This window comes from Ruegeria sp. BHSB056 (genome assembly GCF_059613305.1).
On sequence record NZ_JBXWSG010000004.1, the window covers coordinates 1 to 19,858 of the forward strand.

Annotated in this window: 20 protein-coding genes; 13 read left to right on the forward strand and 7 right to left on the reverse strand. The window is 58.2% G+C overall.

The features are described 5' to 3' along the window. A partial coding sequence (locus AC2FND_RS01870) for a phosphate acyltransferase (protein ID WP_496767569.1) occupies nt 1-873 on the forward strand: 873 nt, incomplete at its 5' end. Between the two features lie 3 nt (nt 874-876). Then, the gene (locus AC2FND_RS01875) at nt 877-1,749 is read left to right on the forward strand and encodes a ribokinase (protein ID WP_496767570.1); all 873 of its coding nucleotides are present in this window, start codon (nt 877-879) and stop codon (nt 1,747-1,749) included. Here AC2FND_RS01875 and msrA read toward each other — a convergent pair. The 4 genes from msrA to AC2FND_RS01895 all read right to left on the reverse strand — a co-directional run bounded on the left by msrA (nt 1,746) and on the right by AC2FND_RS01895 (nt 4,698). Then, entirely contained in the window at nt 1,746-2,417 is a 672-nt protein-coding gene (gene msrA / locus AC2FND_RS01880) for a peptide-methionine (S)-S-oxide reductase MsrA (RefSeq protein ID WP_496767572.1), read from the reverse strand. The genes AC2FND_RS01875 and msrA overlap by 4 nt on opposite strands. Nucleotides 2,418-2,673: 256 nt before the next feature. After that, entirely contained in the window at nt 2,674-2,955 is a 282-nt protein-coding gene (locus AC2FND_RS01885; protein WP_480913727.1) for an SCP2 sterol-binding domain-containing protein, read from the reverse strand. A gap of 79 nt (nt 2,956-3,034) precedes the next feature. After that, the gene (locus tag AC2FND_RS01890) at nt 3,035-3,439 is read right to left on the reverse strand and encodes a DUF1810 domain-containing protein (protein ID WP_496767668.1); all 405 of its coding nucleotides are present in this window, start codon (nt 3,437-3,439) and stop codon (nt 3,035-3,037) included. Nucleotides 3,440-3,471: 32 nt separating this feature from the next. Continuing rightward, nucleotides 3,472-4,698 (reverse strand): argininosuccinate synthase, encoded by a 1,227-nt coding sequence (locus AC2FND_RS01895; protein ID WP_496767574.1) that lies wholly within the window; start codon nt 4,696-4,698, stop codon nt 3,472-3,474. A gap of 141 nt (nt 4,699-4,839) precedes the next feature. Between AC2FND_RS01895 and AC2FND_RS01900 the strand changes: the two genes are divergently transcribed. Next, nucleotides 4,840-5,619: a hypothetical protein gene (locus AC2FND_RS01900; protein WP_496767576.1), complete on the forward strand. Its 780-nt coding sequence runs from the start codon at nt 4,840-4,842 to the stop codon at nt 5,617-5,619. Nucleotides 5,620-5,677: 58 nt separating this feature from the next. Then, entirely contained in the window at nt 5,678-6,904 is a 1,227-nt protein-coding gene (gene ilvA / locus AC2FND_RS01905; protein WP_496767577.1) for a threonine ammonia-lyase IlvA, read from the forward strand. Here ilvA and AC2FND_RS01910 read toward each other — a convergent pair. After that, nucleotides 6,901-7,230, reverse strand: a complete 330-nt coding sequence (locus AC2FND_RS01910; RefSeq protein ID WP_496767578.1) for an Hpt domain-containing protein — start codon at nt 7,228-7,230, stop codon at nt 6,901-6,903. The two genes, ilvA and AC2FND_RS01910, sit on opposite strands and share 4 nt — an antisense overlap. A 162-nt stretch (nt 7,231-7,392) precedes the next feature. Between AC2FND_RS01910 and AC2FND_RS01915 the strand changes: the two genes are divergently transcribed. Continuing rightward, nucleotides 7,393-8,667, forward strand: coding sequence for a PP2C family protein-serine/threonine phosphatase (locus AC2FND_RS01915; protein WP_496767580.1), 1,275 nt, complete (start codon nt 7,393-7,395; stop codon nt 8,665-8,667). Here AC2FND_RS01915 and AC2FND_RS01920 read toward each other — a convergent pair. Then, nucleotides 8,664-9,107, reverse strand: a complete 444-nt coding sequence (locus tag AC2FND_RS01920; RefSeq protein WP_496767581.1) for an NUDIX hydrolase — start codon at nt 9,105-9,107, stop codon at nt 8,664-8,666. The two genes, AC2FND_RS01915 and AC2FND_RS01920, sit on opposite strands and share 4 nt — an antisense overlap. A gap of 76 nt (nt 9,108-9,183) precedes the next feature. On the opposite strand from AC2FND_RS01920, the gene hslO reads away from it, so the two are divergent. The 8 genes from hslO (at nt 9,184) to AC2FND_RS01960 (ending at nt 18,423) form a co-directional block, all read left to right on the forward strand. Continuing rightward, a complete protein-coding gene (gene hslO, locus AC2FND_RS01925) occupies nt 9,184-10,170 on the forward strand; it encodes an Hsp33 family molecular chaperone HslO (protein WP_209598982.1) in 987 nt (328 codons plus the stop codon). Then, a complete protein-coding gene (locus AC2FND_RS01930; protein ID WP_496767582.1) occupies nt 10,163-10,759 on the forward strand; it encodes a CoA pyrophosphatase in 597 nt (198 codons plus the stop codon). Before hslO ends, AC2FND_RS01930 begins: the two co-directional genes overlap by 8 nt. Then, entirely contained in the window at nt 10,756-11,910 is a 1,155-nt protein-coding gene (locus AC2FND_RS01935) for a CCA tRNA nucleotidyltransferase (protein ID WP_496767583.1), read from the forward strand. The genes AC2FND_RS01930 and AC2FND_RS01935 overlap by 4 nt, the downstream gene beginning before the upstream one ends. Nucleotides 11,911-12,101: 191 nt before the next feature. After that, entirely contained in the window at nt 12,102-13,940 is a 1,839-nt protein-coding gene (locus AC2FND_RS01940; protein WP_496767584.1) for an ABC transporter ATP-binding protein, read from the forward strand. Then, nucleotides 13,937-15,769 (forward strand): ABC transporter ATP-binding protein, encoded by a 1,833-nt coding sequence (locus AC2FND_RS01945; protein WP_209598978.1) that lies wholly within the window; start codon nt 13,937-13,939, stop codon nt 15,767-15,769. Before AC2FND_RS01940 ends, AC2FND_RS01945 begins: the two co-directional genes overlap by 4 nt. A 39-nt stretch (nt 15,770-15,808) precedes the next feature. After that, nucleotides 15,809-17,038, forward strand: coding sequence for a class I SAM-dependent RNA methyltransferase (locus AC2FND_RS01950; RefSeq protein ID WP_496767585.1), 1,230 nt, complete (start codon nt 15,809-15,811; stop codon nt 17,036-17,038). A gap of 21 nt (nt 17,039-17,059) precedes the next feature. Then, nucleotides 17,060-17,845 (forward strand): ion transporter, encoded by a 786-nt coding sequence (locus AC2FND_RS01955; protein WP_480482493.1) that lies wholly within the window; start codon nt 17,060-17,062, stop codon nt 17,843-17,845. A gap of 59 nt (nt 17,846-17,904) precedes the next feature. After that, on the forward strand, nt 17,905-18,423 hold the full coding sequence (locus AC2FND_RS01960) for a L,D-transpeptidase family protein (protein WP_496767586.1): 519 nt from the start codon (nt 17,905-17,907) through the stop codon (nt 18,421-18,423). Here the strand turns inward: AC2FND_RS01960 and AC2FND_RS01965 are convergent. Next, a complete protein-coding gene (locus tag AC2FND_RS01965) occupies nt 18,407-19,858 on the reverse strand; it encodes a nodulation protein NodH (RefSeq protein ID WP_496767588.1) in 1,452 nt (483 codons plus the stop codon). The genes AC2FND_RS01960 and AC2FND_RS01965 overlap by 17 nt on opposite strands.

Genomic DNA, 19,858 nt, shown 5'->3' on the forward strand with positions numbered 1-19,858 from the left:
TATCAGCGCTCGGGCTTCGGCAAGGCGCTTGTGGTGGGTCGGCCAGACGATGTTAAGACCAAACTGGAAGCCACGGGCCTGGGCGACGCTGTGCGTGAAATCGAGGTCGTGAATGCGGCCAATACCACGCATCTCGAAACCTATTCGAGCTTCCTGTATCAGCGCCTGCAGCGTAAGGGGTTTGACCGCAAAGACATTCACCGTTTGGCTGCACGGGACCGCCATGTGTTTTCCTCGCTGATGCTGGCCCATGGGCATGGTGATGGTCTGGTCACTGGCGCCACCCGCAAGTCCGCGCATGTGCTCGACCGGATCAACCATGTGTTTGATGCCGATGCCGCCAACGGTGCTGCCGGTGTGACAGCTTTGCTGCATAAAGGCCGGATTGTCCTGATTGGCGACACTTTGGTACATGAATGGCCCGACGAAAACGATCTGGCGAATATTGCCGAGCGTTCGGCCGCAGTTGCCCGGCATATGGGGCTGGAGCCGCGCGTGGCTTTTGTCAGCTTCTCAACCTTTGGCTATCCGGTGTCAGAACGTGCTGAAAAGATGCACCGTGCCCCGGCTGTTCTGGATCGGCGCGGCGTTGACTTTGAATACGAGGGTGAAATGACGGTGGACGTCGCCCTGAACATCGAACAGCAAGCGGCCTATCCGTTCTCGCGCCTGACCGGTCCGGCGAATATCCTGATCGTTCCGGCCCGGCATTCGGCATCAATCTCGACCAAGCTGATGCAGGAAATGGGCGGAGCGACCGTGATCGGCCCGATCCTGTCAGGCATCGACAAGCCGATCCAGATCTGCTCGACCGTCTCGACTGCGAACGATATTCTGAACATGGCCATTCTGGCCTCTTGCGACATCGGATAAATCATGACGATCTGGAATCTCGGCTCGATCAACGCGGATATGGTCTATGACCTGCCGCATTTGCCTGCGCCGGGGGAAACTCTGGCCGCCCGCGGGCTGGATCGGTTCCTGGGCGGCAAGGGGGCCAACATGTCGGTGGCCGCTGCGCGTGCGGGATCGCGCGTCAGCCACATTGGTGCCGTGGGGCCCGATGGGCGCTGGGCCAAGGATCGACTGACAGAATATGGTGTGGATACGCGCCATATTTCTGAGGTGGATGTTCCCACAGGCCACGCCATCATTGCGGTGGATGCCGAGGGTGAGAACCTGATTATTCTGTATCCCGGGGCCAATCACGCATTGGAAGCCGCCCATCTGGGGCAGGCGCTGGCCTCGGCAAACACCGGTGATCTGCTGATCTTGCAGAATGAAACCAATGCCCAGGTCGAAGCGGCGCAGCTGGGGCGCAAGCTTGGCTTGACCGTCTGTTATGCCGCAGCCCCGTTTCAGGCACAGGCTGTGCAGGGCGTTCTGCCCTATCTGGATTTTCTGATCCTGAATGAGGTGGAGGCCGAGCAACTGCGTCAGGAAACCGGTCTGAGCATCGCTGATCTGCCCGTTCGGCATGTCATCGTTACCCTCGGCTCAAAAGGCGCGAGGTACTTGCAGCAGGGCAACGATCCGGTCGAGTTTCCCGCGCATAAGGTACGGGCGGTGGATACCACAGGGGCAGGCGACACCTTCACCGGCTACGTGCTGGCAGGCATGGATCGCGGAATGCCAATGGAACAGGCCATATTGCAGGCAAACCGCGCCGCAGCCCTGATGGTCATGCGGCACGGAACGGCGGATGTCATTCCCGATCTGAAAGAAGTGCGTGACGCATCCTTTGACTAGGACCCTGCAAATGGCGCATCACCGCCCCAAAGCTGCTTGACGCGCGCGTCACGACCACAGGCTTTGCGATACGCTTTGTAGGCGTTGTGCTGGCGCTTTGGTCCAAAACGGGTAAGGACCAGTTTGTTGCCTTTGTAATAATCCTGATGATACGCCTCGGCGGGGTAAAAGGGTCCTGCGCTTAGAACCGGGGTGACAATGGTCTGCCCCAGCGCTTGCTGCGCGTCTGCTTTGGCTTGCTCTGCCAACACCTTTTCGCCTTTGTTAGAGACAAATATCGCAGTTCGATAGCTTTCGCCCCGGTCGCAGAACTGGCCACCTGCGTCTGTCGGGTCAACCGAGCGGAAAAACATGCTCAGCAACGATGCGCGAGAGACCCGCGCCGGATCGAACGTGATCTGAACCGCCTCGTAATGGCCGGTTCCCCCTTTTGAAACCTGATCATATGTCGGGTCCGCAGATGTGCCGCCGGTGTACCCCGACACCGCCCCGATTACGCCGGGCACGGATTCGAAATCGGATTCCACGCACCAGAAACACCCGCCAGCCACCGTCAGCGTTTCGGTTCCCGCGGCCGGGGCAGGCAGTGCGCGCAACAGTGCGGCCAATGCAATCAGTGTAAACAGAAGGGTTGGTCTGACGGTTTCAAAATAAGCAGTCCGCATCATGTCAGGTCTCCTTTTAAGATGAGATTGACGCGGGTTCGACCCCCTTGCAATTGCCTGTCATGCAATGTCACGCGCTGGTGAGACGAGTTTATCGTCTGCGATCACGTGTAGACGGCCCACTTGAAGGGCGGGTGAAACCTCCGCTCATTTGCGACGGATCCTGCGCGACAGGTATCCCAATGCGGACCCGCGGCACACCACTGGTGGAACCGCCAGTCTGGCTGGCCTCGGACCAAAAGCCAGCTTTACGGCAAATTCAGCCCAGCAGTTGCCCCAGCTTCATCGCAACACCCATATTGCCCGAGATCTTGAGCTTGCCCAAAGCAACGCCGGTCATCGGGTTCAGCTTTCCGGTCAACAGCTTGGTCAGGTTCTCCTGCGAAATACGGATTGTGCAATCCGTGTCCCGATCCTGCGTCGTTGCCTGGTTTTCTGCCAGAACAATCACACCATCCGCGCCGCAATCGAATTTGAGCGAGCCATCAAAGCTTTTGCCGCTCAGCCCTTTTTGAATTCCATCGGCGATGTCCTGAAGCATTCGGGGTCCTTTCACGGTTTCCGAATGCGTAATGCGTCAGGTGTCGAACAGGCAAGGCTGACCCAACTGGAACTTCTGATCACGATGCGCCGAGGATCTGAACCGTCCGGTCACAAGGCTTGCCGCCATAAAAGGCATCCAGAACAGCACGAAACTCGGGCGGAGCATCTGCCACAGACGAAAACAATGTCATCGAAGATCGCAGCTTTTTCGCGTCAATTCCGCCCAGAATGTCGCGGGCATCGCGCCCTGTGTGCAGCAACATCAACGAGGCCGTCTGCCTAAGCCGGTCGCGCAGTTCCGGGTGGCTCAGATAGCGTGTCGCCTCCTCCAGATCTTCAATGCCGTAAAGCTGCGCCATATGGGACTGGCCCAGCTCGGCCAGTTGCGGAAACACGAACCACATCCAGTGGCTGGTTTTCTGCCCCTGTTCAAGTTCGCGCAGGACATCGGCCCAAACCGTGTCCTGCGCCTCGATGAACATATCGAGCTCGTCGTCAGTATCGTCGTCGTCGATCACTTGGACAGGCGCTTGTTGCGCGCAGCCAGCAGTTTCAGACGCAGCGCATTCAGCTGGATAAAGCCTGCCGCATCTTTCTGATCGTACGCACCTGCATCCTCTTCGAAGGTCACATGTGCCTCAGAGTACAGCGAATGATCCGACCAGCGGCCCACGGTCGAGGCCAGACCTTTGTACAGTTTCACACGAACGGTGCCGGTGACATGCTCTTGCGATCTGTCGATGGCGGCTTGCAGCATCTCGCGCTCGGGGCTGTACCAGAAACCGTTATAGATGAGTTCCGCATATTGTGGCATCAGCTGGTCTTTCAGGTGCATCGCGCCGCGGTCCATGGTGATGGATTCAATGCCACGATGCGCTTCCAGCAGGATGGTGCCACCGGGTGTCTCATAGATACCGCGCGACTTCATGCCCACGAACCGGCCTTCGACCAGGTCCAGACGGCCAATACCGTGCTTGCCGCCATATTCGTTCAGCTTGGTCAGGATCGTGGCCGGGCTCATCGCCTCACCATTGATGCTGACCGCGTCGCCTTTTTCAAAGCCGATCTCGATGAACTCAGGCTCATTCGGGGCGTCCTCGGGGTGGACGGTGCGCTGATAGACATAGTCGGGCGCCATATCGGCGGGGTCTTCCAGAACCTTGCCCTCGGACGAGGTATGCAGCAGGTTGGCATCAACCGAGAACGGCGCCTCACCACGCTTGTCCTTGGCAATCGGAATCTGGTTCTGCTCGGCGAATTCAAGCAGCTTGGTACGGCTGGTCAAATCCCACTCGCGCCAGGGGGCGATCACCTTGATATCGGGGTTCAGCGCATAGGCCGCCAGTTCGAACCGCACCTGATCGTTGCCCTTGCCGGTCGCGCCGTGGGCGACGGCATCGGCACCGGTTTCCTCGGCGATTTCAATCAAGCGTTTCGAGATCAGTGGCCGCGCGATAGACGTGCCCAGCAGGTACAGACCTTCGTACTGCGCGTTGGCGCGGAACATCGGGAAGACGAAATCGCGGACAAATTCCTCGCGGATGTCTTCGATATAGATATTTTCGGGCTTAATCCCCAGCAGCTCGGCCTTTTGGCGCGCAGGCTCCAGCTCTTCGCCCTGACCCAGATCGGCAGTGAAGGTCACGACCTCACAACCATACTCGGTCTGCAGCCATTTCAGAATGATCGAGGTATCAAGGCCACCGGAATAGGCCAGAACAACTTTCTTGGGCGCGGACATCTGACTTCCCCTTATGCGTAAGACGATTGGCCCCTAGCGGGTTTTACACGCGGGGGCAAGTTGTGAGGATTGACGCAGGGCAGGAATTAAGGTGAAACCGGCGCAAAGAAAACAATGATTGGTTGAGGGGGCAGTTTCAGGATGTTGGGTTGGCAGATTTTTGTGCATTCGGTGCGGATGGTTTTTCAGAACTGGCGCCAAGCCCTTCGGATTGGGTTAATACCTTCCACACTGATTGCAGTGCTCACATACATCTTTCATGGTTCGCAAGCGACTGGTTCTACAAATCAGTCTTGGTTCGCGTGGTTTGAATCGATGAGTAGTGCTGCGCAAGCCGGGTTTGCCCTAGTCGTTGTAGGAAATCTTTTTGTTATTCTCTGGGTTTTTGTGGTTTGGCATAGATTTGTGCTGCTGGAAGAGTATCCATATGGTTGGATTCCGCCTTTGCACGCCATGTATTTAGGTCAATATCTGAAACAGGGCGTAAAAGTTTTAGCCGTTGCTTTTGTCGTGTCTTTTTTGATCAGTTTCGTTTGCCTGCTGGTATTGGTTTTCTTGACGAGCGCATCTTTACTTCCGCGCGGATTTTTGAACCTACCGCCGCTTGTTTCGTTCTTTATTTCCTTTTTCGTTGTCTTTCGCTTGGGGATAACCTTTCCGGCAACCGCCATTGGTCAGACTATGAGTATAAAGAACGCATACTATTTTACCAAAGGTAAAGCCGGGTCATTGCTTTTTCTTGCTATTGTACAATTGACTGGCATTTTTCTTACTGAAGTTATCATCGGTGTGGTCGCAAGTGTTCTTCCGATGCTTTCTTTGGCCGCTGATGTAGTATTTCATCTGTTTTTTTCGCTTGTGCATGTAAGTGTATGGACCACGATGTACGGCGTCTTTATCGAAAAACGCCAACTCTCCTAACCGACGTACACATATGTATTCCTTGCCCTTATCACGCTGATGGGGCAGGGAAGCGGGCATGACCGACTTCATGACCCGCGCCCGCGCCGCCGAAAAGGCGATGCGCTCTGTCTTCCCGGCAACTCCGTTGCAGCGCAATGCCCACCTGTCCGACCGTTATGGGGCGGATATCTGGCTCAAGCGCGAAGACCTCAGCCCGGTGCGCTCCTACAAGATTCGCGGTGCGTTCAACGCAATGCGCAAGCAAAAGGGGCAAGACCTGTTCGTCTGTGCCAGCGCGGGCAATCACGCGCAGGGCGTGGCCTATATGTGCCAGCATATGGGGGTCAAAGGCGTAATCTTCATGCCGGTCACGACGCCTCAGCAGAAGATCCAGAAAACGCGGATCTTTGGCGGGGATAACGTCGAGATTCATTTGATCGGTGACTATTTCGATGACACGCTCGCTGCCGCTCAGGCGTGGTGTGTACAGCAGGGCGGGTATTTCCTGTCGCCTTTTGACGATGCTGATGTGATCGAAGGGCAAGCCTCGCTGGCGGTTGAAATCGAAAGGCAGATGGGCGGTGCGCCCGATCACGTTGTGCTTCCCGTGGGTGGCGGCGGCATGTCCGCCGGCGTGGCCACATGGTTCGGGGACCGCACCCATTGCCTGTTCGTCGAGCCGGCCGGAGGGGCCTGTCTGCGCGCAGCTCTGGCCGCGGGGCATCCTGTTTCGCTGGACCATGTGGATACCTTTGTCGATGGCGCGGCAGTCGGGCGGATCGGTGAAAAGCCGTTCGAGTTGTTGAAATCACGTCACCTGTCGGACGTTCTGGTCCTGTCCGAGGACCGTATCTGCACCACCATGATCGAGATGCTGAATGTCGAAGGCATCGTGCTGGAACCTGCGGGGGCGCTGGCGATCGAGGCAGTCGGCGATATCCAAAGCTTTGTTCGTGGAAAGACCGTGGTCTGCCTGACATCCGGCGGCAATTTCGATTTCGAACGCCTGCCCGAGGTCAAGGAACGTGCGCAGCGGTATTCCGGTGTGAAAAAGTACTTCATCCTGCGCCTGCCGCAGCGACCCGGCGCCCTGAAGGAATTCCTGAATATTCTCGGCCCCGAGGATGATATCGCGCGGTTCGAATACATGAAGAAATCGGCGCGCAATTTCGGCTCGGTTCTGATCGGGATCGAAACCCGCAAGCCCGAAAACTTCATGCGCCTGTTTGCCCATCTGGACGACGCCGGGTTCACCTATACCGACATCACCGAGGACGAGACGCTGGCACAGTTCGTGATCTAGTTCAGGTTCTCATTCAGCTCGGCTTCAAACATGGTTTTCGAGCTGTCGAAAGCGGCCAAAAGCGTTGGCAGATCAACCTCGGCCCCTTGCCCTGCTGCGGCCTGCCGTTCCCCATCCTGGCAGAGTTTCGAGAATTGATCGAACCCCAGGCTCAATGCGCTGCCTTTCAGGAAATGCAGGTTCTGCTCCAGCTCGGCCCGGTTGGTGTCGCGGCGCAGGCGGGTGATCACGTCCTGCACTTCTTCCAGAAATATCTCGACCACCTCGTCGAATTCTTCGGGGCCGACTTCATCCCGCAACTGCCTGACTCTGGCCCAGTGGATCATGATATTCACCAGCTAATGAATGGTCATGGTTCTGAATAGACGCGCCCGGTAAAAAGCAGGTTAACGGGGCCACTCTTCGGCAATTGCCGCTCTTCACCGGATGTTAAATCTGTCGGCGATAGGGTCGTCAAATGTGACGAAACTCATCAGAGCAGAGGGTAAATGGTGCCGGGGGCGAGTCTTGAGGAAACCAGACCTGATCTGGATTTCGGCGCGATCCGCACGGTGCTGGTCGTGGATGACAGCCGCCTGCAACGGCGCATTCTGGTGGCCTCGCTCAGGAAATGGGGGTTCGAGGTGATCGAGGCCGATACAGGCCATGCCGCTTTGGCGCTTTGCGTCGATAATCCGCCCGATCTTGTGCTGAGCGACTGGGTCATGCCGGGGATGAGCGGGCTTGAATTCTGCTGTGCCTTTCGGGCTTTGGAAACGGATCAATACAGCTATTTCATCCTTCTGACATCCAAAAGCGAAAAGCAGGAGGTCGCGCGCGGCCTGGATGCCGGGGCCGACGATTTTCTGATCAAACCGCTTGAGGCGGACGAATTGCGCGCCCGGATTTCAGCTGGTGCGCGCATTCTGGACATGCAGCGCGAGCTCTCACAGAAGAACCGCCTGATCGAATCCGCACTCGAGGAACTCAGGCTGGCGCATGACGCGATCGACAAGGACCTGATGCAGGCGCGGAAAATTCAGGAATCGCTGGTTCCCGAACTGACCCGGACATTCGGCAAATCGCGGGTCAGTCTGTTGCTGAAACCTTGTGGTCATATCGGCGGTGATCTGGTGGGGATGTTCTCGCCCGGGGTGAACCGGCTTGGGTTCTACAGCATCGACGTATCCGGGCATGGCATCACCTCGGCCATGATGACGGCGCGATTGGGGGGGTATCTGTCCAGCAAGCATTTCGATCAGAACGTCGCAATGGAGCGGAGGTTCGACAAGTTTTACGCACTTCTGCCACCGAAACATGTGGCTGAAACGCTCAATTCCCGGCTGATGGCCGATGAAGGTATCGAAGAGTATTTTACGATGATCTACGCCATCGTCGACCTACGCAACGGGCATCTGAAAATGGTGCAGGCCGGGCATCCGCACCCCCTGCTGCTGCGGCAGGGTGGCCGCGCCGAGTTTCTTGGTGACGGAGGCTTGCCCATAGGATTGATCGAAGATGCGCGCTTTCAACAAATCGAGACGCAGATGCAGCCCGGCGACAAGCTGCTGTTGTACTCGGACGGGTTTACCGAATGCCAACTGGCTGGCGGCGGTTTGCTGGAAGAAGAAGGTTTGGGTCACATGGCACAACAGAGCATGTCGGAAAGGGGCGGGTCAGAGTTTCTGGACGATATGTTCTGGCGTTTGACGCAAGTGATGTCACCCAAAGACGGTATCGGGGATGATGTCTCGGCCGTCTTTTTTGAATATAACGGACCTTAAAGCGAGCCGAGGTGTATTTCGGCAAAGTGCCGGTCACCGCCATTTCCCAGTAAACTGACGGCGTCGGCGGTTTCCATCCACAGCGCTTCGTGAAACGCCTCGGTCGGCGGACCTATGCGTCGCACGGGGCGGGCGCGATAGATCAGGCAGACCTTCTCGGCCCACAGGTCATATTCCGGCATATAGGTGAAGCGCCGAAAGGCACCAATCCGCCGGGGCGCCGCAATAAGCCACCCGGTTTCTTCAAAGACTTCGCGATGCAGGGCGGTAACGGGTGATTCGCCCGGATCAATACCCCCACCGGGCAATTGCAGGTCGGGTCCGGGTTCTGTCTGGCAGGTCAGCAAAAGGTGACTTCTGCGGGGCAAAAGTGCGTACACACCGACCCGTCGCGTGTATTTCCGCCCCGGCTCTGGGGTTTCACCGAACCGCCTGATCATGTATGGCCCCTTACAACCTAATCTGTTCGACCTATATGGTGCCGGTATGCCAACCTGTGGCGCGTAAGGAAACCCCATGTCTCTTGGAACGAAAATCGCGTGGGACGATACCGTCCTGCCCTTTCAACTCGATGTATCGGATATGCGTGGCCGTGTGGCTCGTCTGGATGGTGTGCTGGATGGCATCCTCAAGCAGCATGACTACCCCGAACAGGTCGAGGCGCTGGTGGCCGAGATGGCCCTGCTGACCGCATTGATCGGGCAGACGGTTGCGCTGCGCTGGAAACTGTCGTTGCAGGTGCAATCCAAGGGGCCTGTGCGCATGATTGCGACCGACTATTACGCACCCAAGGCCGAAGGCCAGCCGGCGCAGATCCGGGCCTATGCCAGCTTTGACCGTGACCGGCTGACAGATGCGACACCCTTCGATCAGGTGGGCGAGGGCTATTTTGCCATCATGATAGATCAGGGCGAAGGCACACAGCCATATCAGGGCATCACGCCGCTGACCGGGGCCTCTCTCAGCGCCTGCGCCGAGGCCTATTTTGCACAGTCTGAGCAGCTGCCAACCCGGTTCTCGCTGAGCTTTGGCAAATCGACCGAGCCCGGCGTGGATGAACACTGGCGTGCCGGCGGCATCATGTTGCAGCATATGCCTAAAGCCTCGCCATTTGCCGCCTCGGGTGAAGGCAGTGGCGAGATTCTGACTGCCAGCGATCTGGTCGACGGTGAAGAGGGCGAGAACTGGGGTCGGGTCAATATCCTGCTGGACACGGTCGAGGATCTTGAGCTGATTGGTCCCTCGATTGCGCCGACTGATTTGCTGGTCCGGCTGTTCCACGAAGAACAACCACGGGTCTATGATGCGCAGTCCGTGCAGTTTGGTTGCACCTGCTCCGAAGACCGGGTGCGGCAGAGCTTGTCGATCTATTCGGCAAAGGACCTCGAAAAGATGACGACGCCCGAAGGTCAGGTCACCGCAGATTGCCAGTTCTGCGGCGCACATTATGTGCTTGATCCGTCAACGGTTGGCTTTGAAGCCGAAGACCGCAAGGGTGCTTGACCCGATTGAACAGATCCGGGCGGCGCTGCGCCGTCCCGGTCACGGGTCCAGCGACTTTGACCTGAACCCGGAAACCGCCCTGCCGCCCGGGCGTCGCCTGCGCCCGGCGGGGGTTCTTGTCGCAATCTCGCTTGCAGATGACACCCCTCGGGTGATCCTGACGAAACGGTCCTCGGCCCTCAAACACCATCCGGGTCAGATCGCGTTTCCAGGCGGCAAACAGGATGAAGGGGATGCGGATGTCACGGCAACGGCCCTGCGCGAAGCACAGGAAGAGATCGGCCTGCCCGCGGACCTTCCCGAAATCCTTGGTTACCTGCCAACGCATGAAACAGTCACCTCTTTCACGGTCACACCCGTGGTGGCCGTTCTTCGAAAGGGATTTCAACCTGTTCCGGAACCCGGCGAAGTCGACGAAGTCTTTTCGACCCCCCTTGCGCATCTTTTGAATCCCAAGAATTATCTGGTTGAATCGCGCCTCTGGCGCGGCCAAAAACGCAGATATTACACAGTTCCGTACGGCCCTTATTACATATGGGGCGCGACGGCCCGCATATTGCGCGGGCTTGCAGCACGGGTGAATGAATGATGCAGATTGAGGAACTTTGGGTCAGCGAACCGGCGACCCAAAAGGTATGCGCCGCCCTGACCTCATCCGGGGCGCAGGCGCTTTTTGTGGGCGGATGCGTGCGCAATGCGCTGCTGGGCGCGCCGGTGTCGGATATCGACATTGCCACTGACGCCCGGCCTGAACAGGTTGTCGATATGGCGCAGGCTGCGGGCCTCAAGGCCATCCCTACCGGTATCGACCATGGCACGATTACAGTGGTCAGCGCCGGTATCCCGCACGAGATCACCACTTTCCGGCGTGACGTCGAAACTGACGGACGCCGCGCCGTTATCGCCTTTTCCGATCACGTCGAAGAAGATGCCGCGCGGCGCGACTTTACCATGAATGCGCTTTATGCGCTGCCAGATGGCACCGTGTTAGACCCGCTTGGCGGGCTTCCCGACCTTCAGGCCCGGCGCGTGCGGTTCATCGGCGAGGCCGAGGACCGCATTCGCGAAGACTATCTGCGGTCACTGCGCTATTTCCGGTTTCACGCATGGTATGGCGACCCGGATGCCGGTTTCGACCCGGACGCGCTGGCTGCCATTGGAGCCAATTTGGAAGGGCTGGCCTTGTTGTCGCGGGAACGCGTCGGGGCGGAACTGCTGAAACTGCTGGGCGCGCCTGATCCGGCCCCGGCCATTGCGACGATGCGCAGCACAGGCGTATTGGCGCAATTGCTGCCAGGCGCGGATGACCGGTCACTGGCACCTCTGGTCGCTTTGGAACATGCGGCAGGTGCCGAGTCGAACCCCCTGCGCCGTCTGGCGGCCATCGCGACGCCCGATGACGCCGCAACCCTGCGCTTGAGCCGTTCGCAACTGCAACGCCTGACCGGAATGCGGACCGAAGCGCAGTCAACCACCAGCGTGGCTGAACTGGGCTATCGGTATGGTGACGAAGGCGGGTTGAACAAAACCCTTTTGCGGTGCGCGTTTTTCGAACAGCCCTGGTCCGAAAGCTTCAGACAGGACCTGCACGCAGGCGCAGCCGCGCGTTTCCCGATACAAGCCAAAGACCTGATCCCCGGGTTTACCGGCCCGGCGCTGGGCCAAAAGCTGGCCGAGCTTGAAAGCCGGTGGATCGCGTCGGGTTTTGCGCTGTCGCGCGAGGACTTGCTTGCAAGTTAATGTTTAGTCTCAAAAGGGGATGACAACTTTGGTCCATTGTGGTTAGGTGCGCCCGTCACATGGATGGAGGAATGCGAATGTATTACGGGATCTGGTTCGGCTAAAGCCGGGACACTTGCCCCGTAAAGGGTGGTGTTCAGGCGCCATCTGTCTTCGCACGTCTTTATCTCTGCTCAATCGGAGCACACTCCATGTTTCGCTATTTCGAAAACCTTGTTGACCCTTTTGTCGCCTATCATGAGGCTGACGCGCCGCCGACCCGGCTGTGGCCGTTTCTGCTGGACTATTCGCGCCCGTTCTATCGGGTGTTTGTCTGGGCTGCGCTGATTTCCATTTTCGTCGCCGGTGTCGAGATTGGGTTGATCTATTATATGGGTCGTGTCGTTGACCTGTTGGGCGGCACACCAACCGAGGTGTGGCAGAACCACGGGACCGAGCTGCTGTTGATCGCGGCCTTTGTCCTGTTTCTGCGCCCTTTGTTGCATCTGGTCGACGTACTGATCCTGAACAACACGATTCTGCCGAACTTTGGCACTCTGATCCGCTGGCGCGCCCATAAGCACGTTCTGCGTCAGTCGGTTGGCTGGTTCGAGAATGATTTTGCCGGGCGGATTGCCAACCGGATCATGCAGACACCGCCCGCGGCCGGTGAGGTGATCTTTCAGGTCTTTGACGCGATTTCCTTTTCACTGGCCTACCTGATCGGGGCGGCAATCCTGCTTTATGCGGCGGATGCGCGCCTGCTGATCCCGCTGCTGATCTGGTTTGCGTTCTACGCGATGCTGGTGCGCTGGACTGTTCACCGTGTCGGGCCGGCGTCCAAGGCGGCATCCGATGCGCGGTCAACCGTTACGGGCCGCGTCGTGGACAGCTATACAAACATTCATTCCGTCAAGATGTTCGCGCACGGCCCGCAAGAGCTGGACTATGCCCGCGAAGCGATCGAGGAAACCCGCCGGACATTCCAGATCGAGATGCGGATTTTCACCATCATGGATGCGGTTCTGGTCACCCTGAACGGGGTGCTGATCGTGGGTGTCGTGGGCTGGGCAATTGCCTTGTGGATGCAGGGTTCCGCTTCGGTTGGTGTCGTCGCGGCAGCAACCGCACTGACCCTGCGCCTGAACGCCATGACCGGATGGATCATGTGGGCGCTGACCAGCTTTTTCCGCCAGCTTGGTATCGTGGCCGAGGGGATGGAGACCATTGCCCAGCCCATCGACCTGCTTGACGCGCGCGAAGCCAAACCCCTGCGGTTGACCAGGGGTGAGATCCGGATTCGCGATCTCTCGCACCATTACGGGCGCGAGGCCGGTGGGCTTGACCACATCAACCTGACCATTCAGCCCGGCGAAAAGGTCGGTCTCATTGGGCGGTCGGGTGCCGGGAAATCGACCCTGGTAAAGCTGCTTTTGCGGTTTTACGACGTCGAACGCGGTGCCATTCTGATTGATAATCAGAACATTGCGGGTGTCACACAGGACAGCCTGCGCAGCCATATCGGCATGGTCCAGCAAGACAGTGCGCTGCTGCACCGGTCTGTGCGTGACAACATCCTTTACGGTCGCCCGGATGCGACCGAGGCGCAGATGATTGCCGCAGCCAAACAGGCCGAAGCGCACGCGTTCATCCTTGACCTGCAAGACCCGCAGGGGCGCACCGGGTATGACGCGCATGTGGGTGAGCGGGGCGTAAAGTTGTCCGGTGGTCAGCGGCAGCGGGTAACGCTGGCCCGCGTAATCCTGAAGGACGCACCAATCCTTTTGCTGGACGAGGCGACATCGGCGCTGGATTCCGAGGTCGAAGCGTCAATTCAGGAAACGCTCTACGGAATGATGCAGGGCAAGACCGTGATTGCCATCGCGCACCGGCTCAGCACCATTGCGCAGATGGACCGCATTCTGGTGATGGATGGTGGCCGCATCGTCGAAGAGGGCGCGCATTCTGATCTTCTGGCACAGGGTGGCCTTTACGCGCAGTTCTGGGCGCGGCAATCTGGCGGCTTCATGAACCCGGAGGCCGCTGAATGAAGATTGCCGATCTCATCTATCCGTTCAGGACCACTGAAACGCCCCCGCCGCAGACATTGGGGGCGTTCATTCGCTGGAGCCTTTCGGGCGCCTGGCCCATGCTGTTTGTCGCTGCGTTCTTTTCGGCGCTGGCTGGCGCGATGGAGGCTGGAACAGCGTGGATTCTGGGGCGTGTGATCGATGTGGCAACATCCAGCGGGCCCGAGCACTTCATGACCGCCGGGAATATGTGGATGATCTTTGGGGCGGTGGTGTTTTTCATGTTGCTGCGCCCGATCCTGTTTGGGCTGTCTTCGATTTCCAACAACTATATCGTGATGCCCAACATCACGCCTTTGGTGCTGGCCAAGCTGAACCGCTGGACGCTGGGCCAGTCTGTCACTTATTTCGACGATGATTTCGCCGGGCGCATTGCTCAGAAACAGATGCAGACGTCGAACGCCATGGCCTCGGTCGTGTCCGAAACGATCAGTGCGATAGTGTTTGCATTGGCGTCGCTGGTGGGATCTTTGCTTTTGTTAGGGTCTATTCATCCTTTGGTGATGCTGCCTTTTGCGGCCTGGCTGGTGGTCTATTTCCTGCTTGTGCGCTGGTACCTGCCGCGTATTCGTATGCGCTCGGCCGCACGTGCGGGCGCGCGGGCGATGGTTTCCGGGCAGGTGGTCGACACGATCACCAACATCAAAACCGTCAAGCTATTTGCACACTCGGATTTCGAAGATCAGGCCGCGCGGCATTCAATGGTCGAGTTGCGGAAAAAATCGCTGGCATTCGGCAAACTGTCGGCCAGTTTCCGGTTCGTCCTGATGGCGCTTGCCGGTATTCTGCCTGTTCTTCTGCTGGGGGCGACGCTGTGGTTATGGCAGTTCGGAACGGCGACCGCCGGTGACATCGTTGCCGCTGGTGCGGTGTCGGTCCGGATTTCGCAGATGACCGGATGGGTCAGCTTCACTCTGATGGGCCTCTACGCCAATGTGGGCGAGATTGAAAACGGGATGAAGACGCTGGCCAAACGGGACAGGGTCGAAGATGCGCGCAGCGCGAAGGATCTTGATGTGACCGAAGGGTCCATCACGTTCGAAGATGTCAGTTTTGCATACGGCCGGGATGTGGGCGGTGTTACGGACCTGACGCTTACCGTGCAACCGGGCGAGAAGCTGGGAATTGTCGGTGCCTCAGGGGCGGGCAAATCAACGCTCGTTTCGCTGCTTCTTCGGCTCTATGACAGGGAAAACGGTGCTATTTGCATCGACGGGCAGGACGTGTCGCAGGTCACGCAGGACAGTTTGCGCCGCCAGATCGGCATGGTCACGCAGGAAACGGCGATGTTCAACCGGTCCGCCCGCGAAAACATCCTCTATGGTCGCCCGGACGCGTCCGAGGCCGAGTTGATCGAAGCAGCAATCAAGGCCGAAGCGCATGACTTCATCCTGAGCCTCAAGGACGCCCAGGGCCGCACCGGCTATGACGCTCATTTGGGCGAGCGCGGCGTAAAGCTCAGCGGCGGCCAAAGGCAACGGATCGCCCTGGCTCGCGCCATTCTCAAGGATGCGCCCATTCTGGTTCTGGACGAAGCAACCTCGGCCCTTGATTCCGAGGTCGAGGCGTCGATTCAGTCGGCGCTTCATCGGGTGATGCAGGGAAAAACCGTTCTGGCCATCGCCCACAGATTATCGACACTCAGCGAGATGGACCGGATCATCGTTCTGGATCAGGGGCAAATCGTGGAAACCGGAACTCACGAGGATCTTTTGGATCAGGGGGGGCTTTATGCCCGGTTCTGGCATCGGCAATCTGGTGGTTTCATTCAGGCGGAAGCTGCCGAATAAGGGTTTTGTAGCACCCAAAGCCCGGATATCAGGCCTCTCATGACGCAGAAATACACAATCACCCGGCTCGGCCATCAGGGCGACGGCATCGCTGATGGGCCCGTTTACGCTCCGCGCACCCTTCCGGGTGAGGTTGTCAGCGGCACCCTTGTTGATCAGGTGCTGACCGACATCCGCGTCGAAGTACCGTCTGATGACCGGGTAAAGGCCCCGTGTCGCCATTACAAAGCTTGCGGCGGCTGCCAGCTGCAACACGCCTCTGATGCGTTTGTCGCCGACTGGAAACTGAGCATTGTCCGCAACGCCCTGTCCGCGCAGGGGCTTGAGGCGCCGATGCGTCCGATACACACATCACCCGAACACTCACGCCGACGCGCCACGATTGCCGTCAGGCGGACCAAGAAAGGCACATTGGCCGGGTTCCATGGACGTGCATCGGACACGATCACCGAAATCCCGGATTGCCTATTGCTCGACCCGGCCCTGATCGCCGCAATTCCTGTGGCCGAGGCGCTGGCGGTTCTGGGCGGCAGCCGCAAGGGCGTCTTGGCCGTCACGCTCACCCTGTCCGAGGGCGGGATGGATGTGGCCGTCAAGGGCGGCAAGCCCTTGGATGGGCCGCTGGAACTGGCACTCGCGCAGGAAACCGAAAAACATGGTCTGGCGCGGCTCAGCTGGGATGGTGAAGTGATCGCCATGCGCCACGCTCCGGTTCAGCGCTTTGGGGCCGCTGCCGTCACGCCGCCGCCCGGTGCCTTCCTTCAGGCGACCAAGGACGGAGAACAGGCTCTATTACAGGCCGTTTCCGAGGCAACACGGGGTGCGAAACGGATTGTTGACCTGTTTGCGGGCAGCGGCACATTCTCATTGCCTCTGGCAGAAAAAGCCGAGGTTCACGCGGTCGAAGGTGCAGCAGACATGGTGCAGGCACTGGATCAGGGCTGGCGCAGGGCGCAAGGTCTGAAACGCGTGACGACCGAGACCCGCGACCTGTTCCGCCGTCCATTGATGCCGGATGAACTGAAATCGTTTGATGCAATCGTTCTGGACCCGCCCCGCGCCGGTGCCGAGGCACAGGTGGCCGAGCTGGCACAGGCCAGACGCCCGGTGATTGCCTATGTGTCGTGCAACCCCGTCACCTTCGCGCGCGATGCAAAAAAACTGGTTAACGCAGGCTACACCCTTGAATGGGTGCAGGTCGTTGACCAGTTTCGATGGTCGTCACATACGGAACTTGCTGCGCGGTTTACCCTGAACGCCGCATCTTGATCAGACAGGAGAAAGCGACCCATGGGTTTCAGACAGCGTTTGCTGAACATCATAGAAGCGCCCGCATTCGGGCAATTCATAACGGCTGTCATCATCTTTAACGCAGTGCTTTTGGGGATGGAGACATCGCCGACCCTGATGGAAGCCGCCGGGCCGCTGATCGTGATGCTGGACAAGCTGTGCCTTGCGATCTTTGTGGCGGAAATCGCCATGAAGCTGACCGCGACCGGACGCAGGTTTTTCACAAACGGCTGGAACAATTTCGATTTCCTGATCGTCGGCATTGCGCTTGTTCCCAGCGCCGGAGGCTTGTCCGTTCTGCGGGCCCTGCGAATCCTGCGGGTATTGCGCGTGATTTCCGTTGCGCCAAGATTGCGCCGGGTGGTTGAAGGGTTCATCTCGGCCCTGCCGGGAATGGCCAGTGTGTTCCTGCTGATGGCAATTCTGTTCTATATCGGGGCAGTGATCTCAACCAAGCTGTTCTCGGCAACCTTCCCGGATTGGTTCGGCGATCTTGGCCGGTCAGCCTATACACTGTTTCAGATCATGACGCTGGAAAGCTGGTCTATGGGGATCGTCCGCCCGGTGATGGAGGTTTATCCCTATGCCTGGCTGTTCTTCGTCCCCTTCATCATGGTCACAACCTTTGCCGTGGTGAACCTATTGGTGGGTCTGATCGTAAATTCAATGCAGGACGCGCATCATGCCGAGGATGAGGTCAAAACAGACGCGTATCGTGATGAGGTTCTGGAACGGTTGGAGAGCATCGAACGACATCTGACCGAAAACTTAAACATCAAAAAGTGATTTCAGTTTTCGCATTTTTTGGCATAATAAGCCCCAAAAAACAAAGCAGGCAGTGAAACATGGATCGTCGAGCATTCGGATTGGGGGCGGTTGCAACGCTGGGCCTATCGGCTTGTGCATCAGCCCGTCCAAATTTTTTGACCTATAATGGGCCCGAGGTCACCTCGCTGGTGGTCAACAAGGGCGCGCGCAAACTTTATTTGTTGCACCATGAAGAAATCCTCAAGGAATATGATGTGGATCTGGGGTTTGCGCCAAACGGCACCAAAACCAAACGCGGAGACGGTCGTACGCCCGAAGGAAGTTATCTGATCGATCGCCACAACCCCAACAGCCGGTATCACCTGTCGCTGGGCATCTCGTATCCCAACTCTCAGGACATTGCCAAGGCCAAGGCAGCAGGAGTTGATCCGGGTGGGGACATCTTCATTCACGGGCAGCCCAATCTGCGATCCGAGTTCAAACGCGCCAAGAAAACACCGGATTGGACAGCGGGATGCATCGCGGTCAAGAATGACGAGATCGAAGAAATCTATGCGATGGTCAACCGGGGGACGCTGATCACTCTGCGCCCTTAGGGGGCACAGGCATCCACGCGCCAAACCCGAATGTTTCATAGTCGCGCTGGTAGGTCTCGGATGCCAGCGCTTCAAGCTGTTCGTCATAGATCTGATCCAGCGTAAACGGAACATCCTGCGCGCACGGGCCGGGGGCAGGCGGATTGGGGTGACCTGTTGAGCGGGCCAGATCCGGCAGCGCCGTGGTCAGCTCTTCTTCCCGCAGAATCAGGTCCGGCATCAGAAAGCTGGCAATACCATCCAGCGTTCGGGACTGGCTGCACCATGTCCCGTCAACGCGGATCGGTGTCTGACCGTTGAGGTTCATAGGCAGGAATCCGAGGAACGCCAGAAACGCATCCCGATGTTGTTCGACCGAGTAATTGGTGTCGCGCACCTGCCCGGGGATCGGCAGGTCGAGGCGGTTGCGCAGGTAATTGCGGACCATCTTGTAACTGCCCGGCCCGGTATCCAGAATGTACTGGCAAAACGCCGAATGCGCCCGTGCCAACGGGTGGCGCAACACGGTAAACTTCCGGTGTCCGGGGTGATCTTGCATCCAGACGCGGATTTCCTTGCGGTTCCGGTTTGTGACCAGATCGTCCGTAGAACAGCCATCCATGTCGGCCATCCATTGCGCAATAACAGGCTCTATTCCGCCGCGAATGGGCAAATACATCAATGCTGATCCGGCTGCGGCAATGTATTGCGGTACCGCCGCCCCCCGGTTTGGTTCGAAACGGGAGGGCTGGTGCAATCCGAACCTGTCCAGCTTGGACAGGGCGTCTTGCATCTCATCGGGGTTGGTGACCTTCGATACGGCAGGTGCCGGGTTTTGCGGTTTCAGAGTATCGTCCAGCTTGCTCAGCCGCGCCTCAACCCCCAGCCATGCGGCCAGACCGTTCACAACGTCCAACTCTGCCAGGTCGTCATAGGTGATGAAAAAAGCGGTTTGCCCGGTCTTCTGTAAATGCCGCTGCAACATGTGTTGGTGGCCGTGGACCTGATCGAGATACTCAGAAAACTCAATCCCGTCGAAAGCAACCTGTGCATCGACGCGACGCTTCACGTTCTTCAGCAGCCATTGCTGCGTGGTGCGCGCGATTTTCAGGGACAGAAAACTGTCCAGCGGATTGCGTGTGAGAATGATCTTGGCACAGCGCGGATCATTCAGCACAGGCTTCAGAATGCGCGGATCGTGGTCCTGGAAATACCGAAAACCGTTCAAGCCACCCGGTGCCGACCGGATTGCCTTCAACAGCCGCATCGGATCTGCGTCGCGGTCTTCCAGCGACAGACCCAGAAGGGTATCGGACTTCAGGTTGCCGGCAAAATGCGGGTTAAAGGCTTCGCCATGACAGGAAACCCCGTCCAGCGCGTTCAGGTTGGCCTCAAGAAGGTTCGACCCTGTGCGCATGGCAGCCAGAACAACGAAGTAATCAAAATTGGCTGGCAT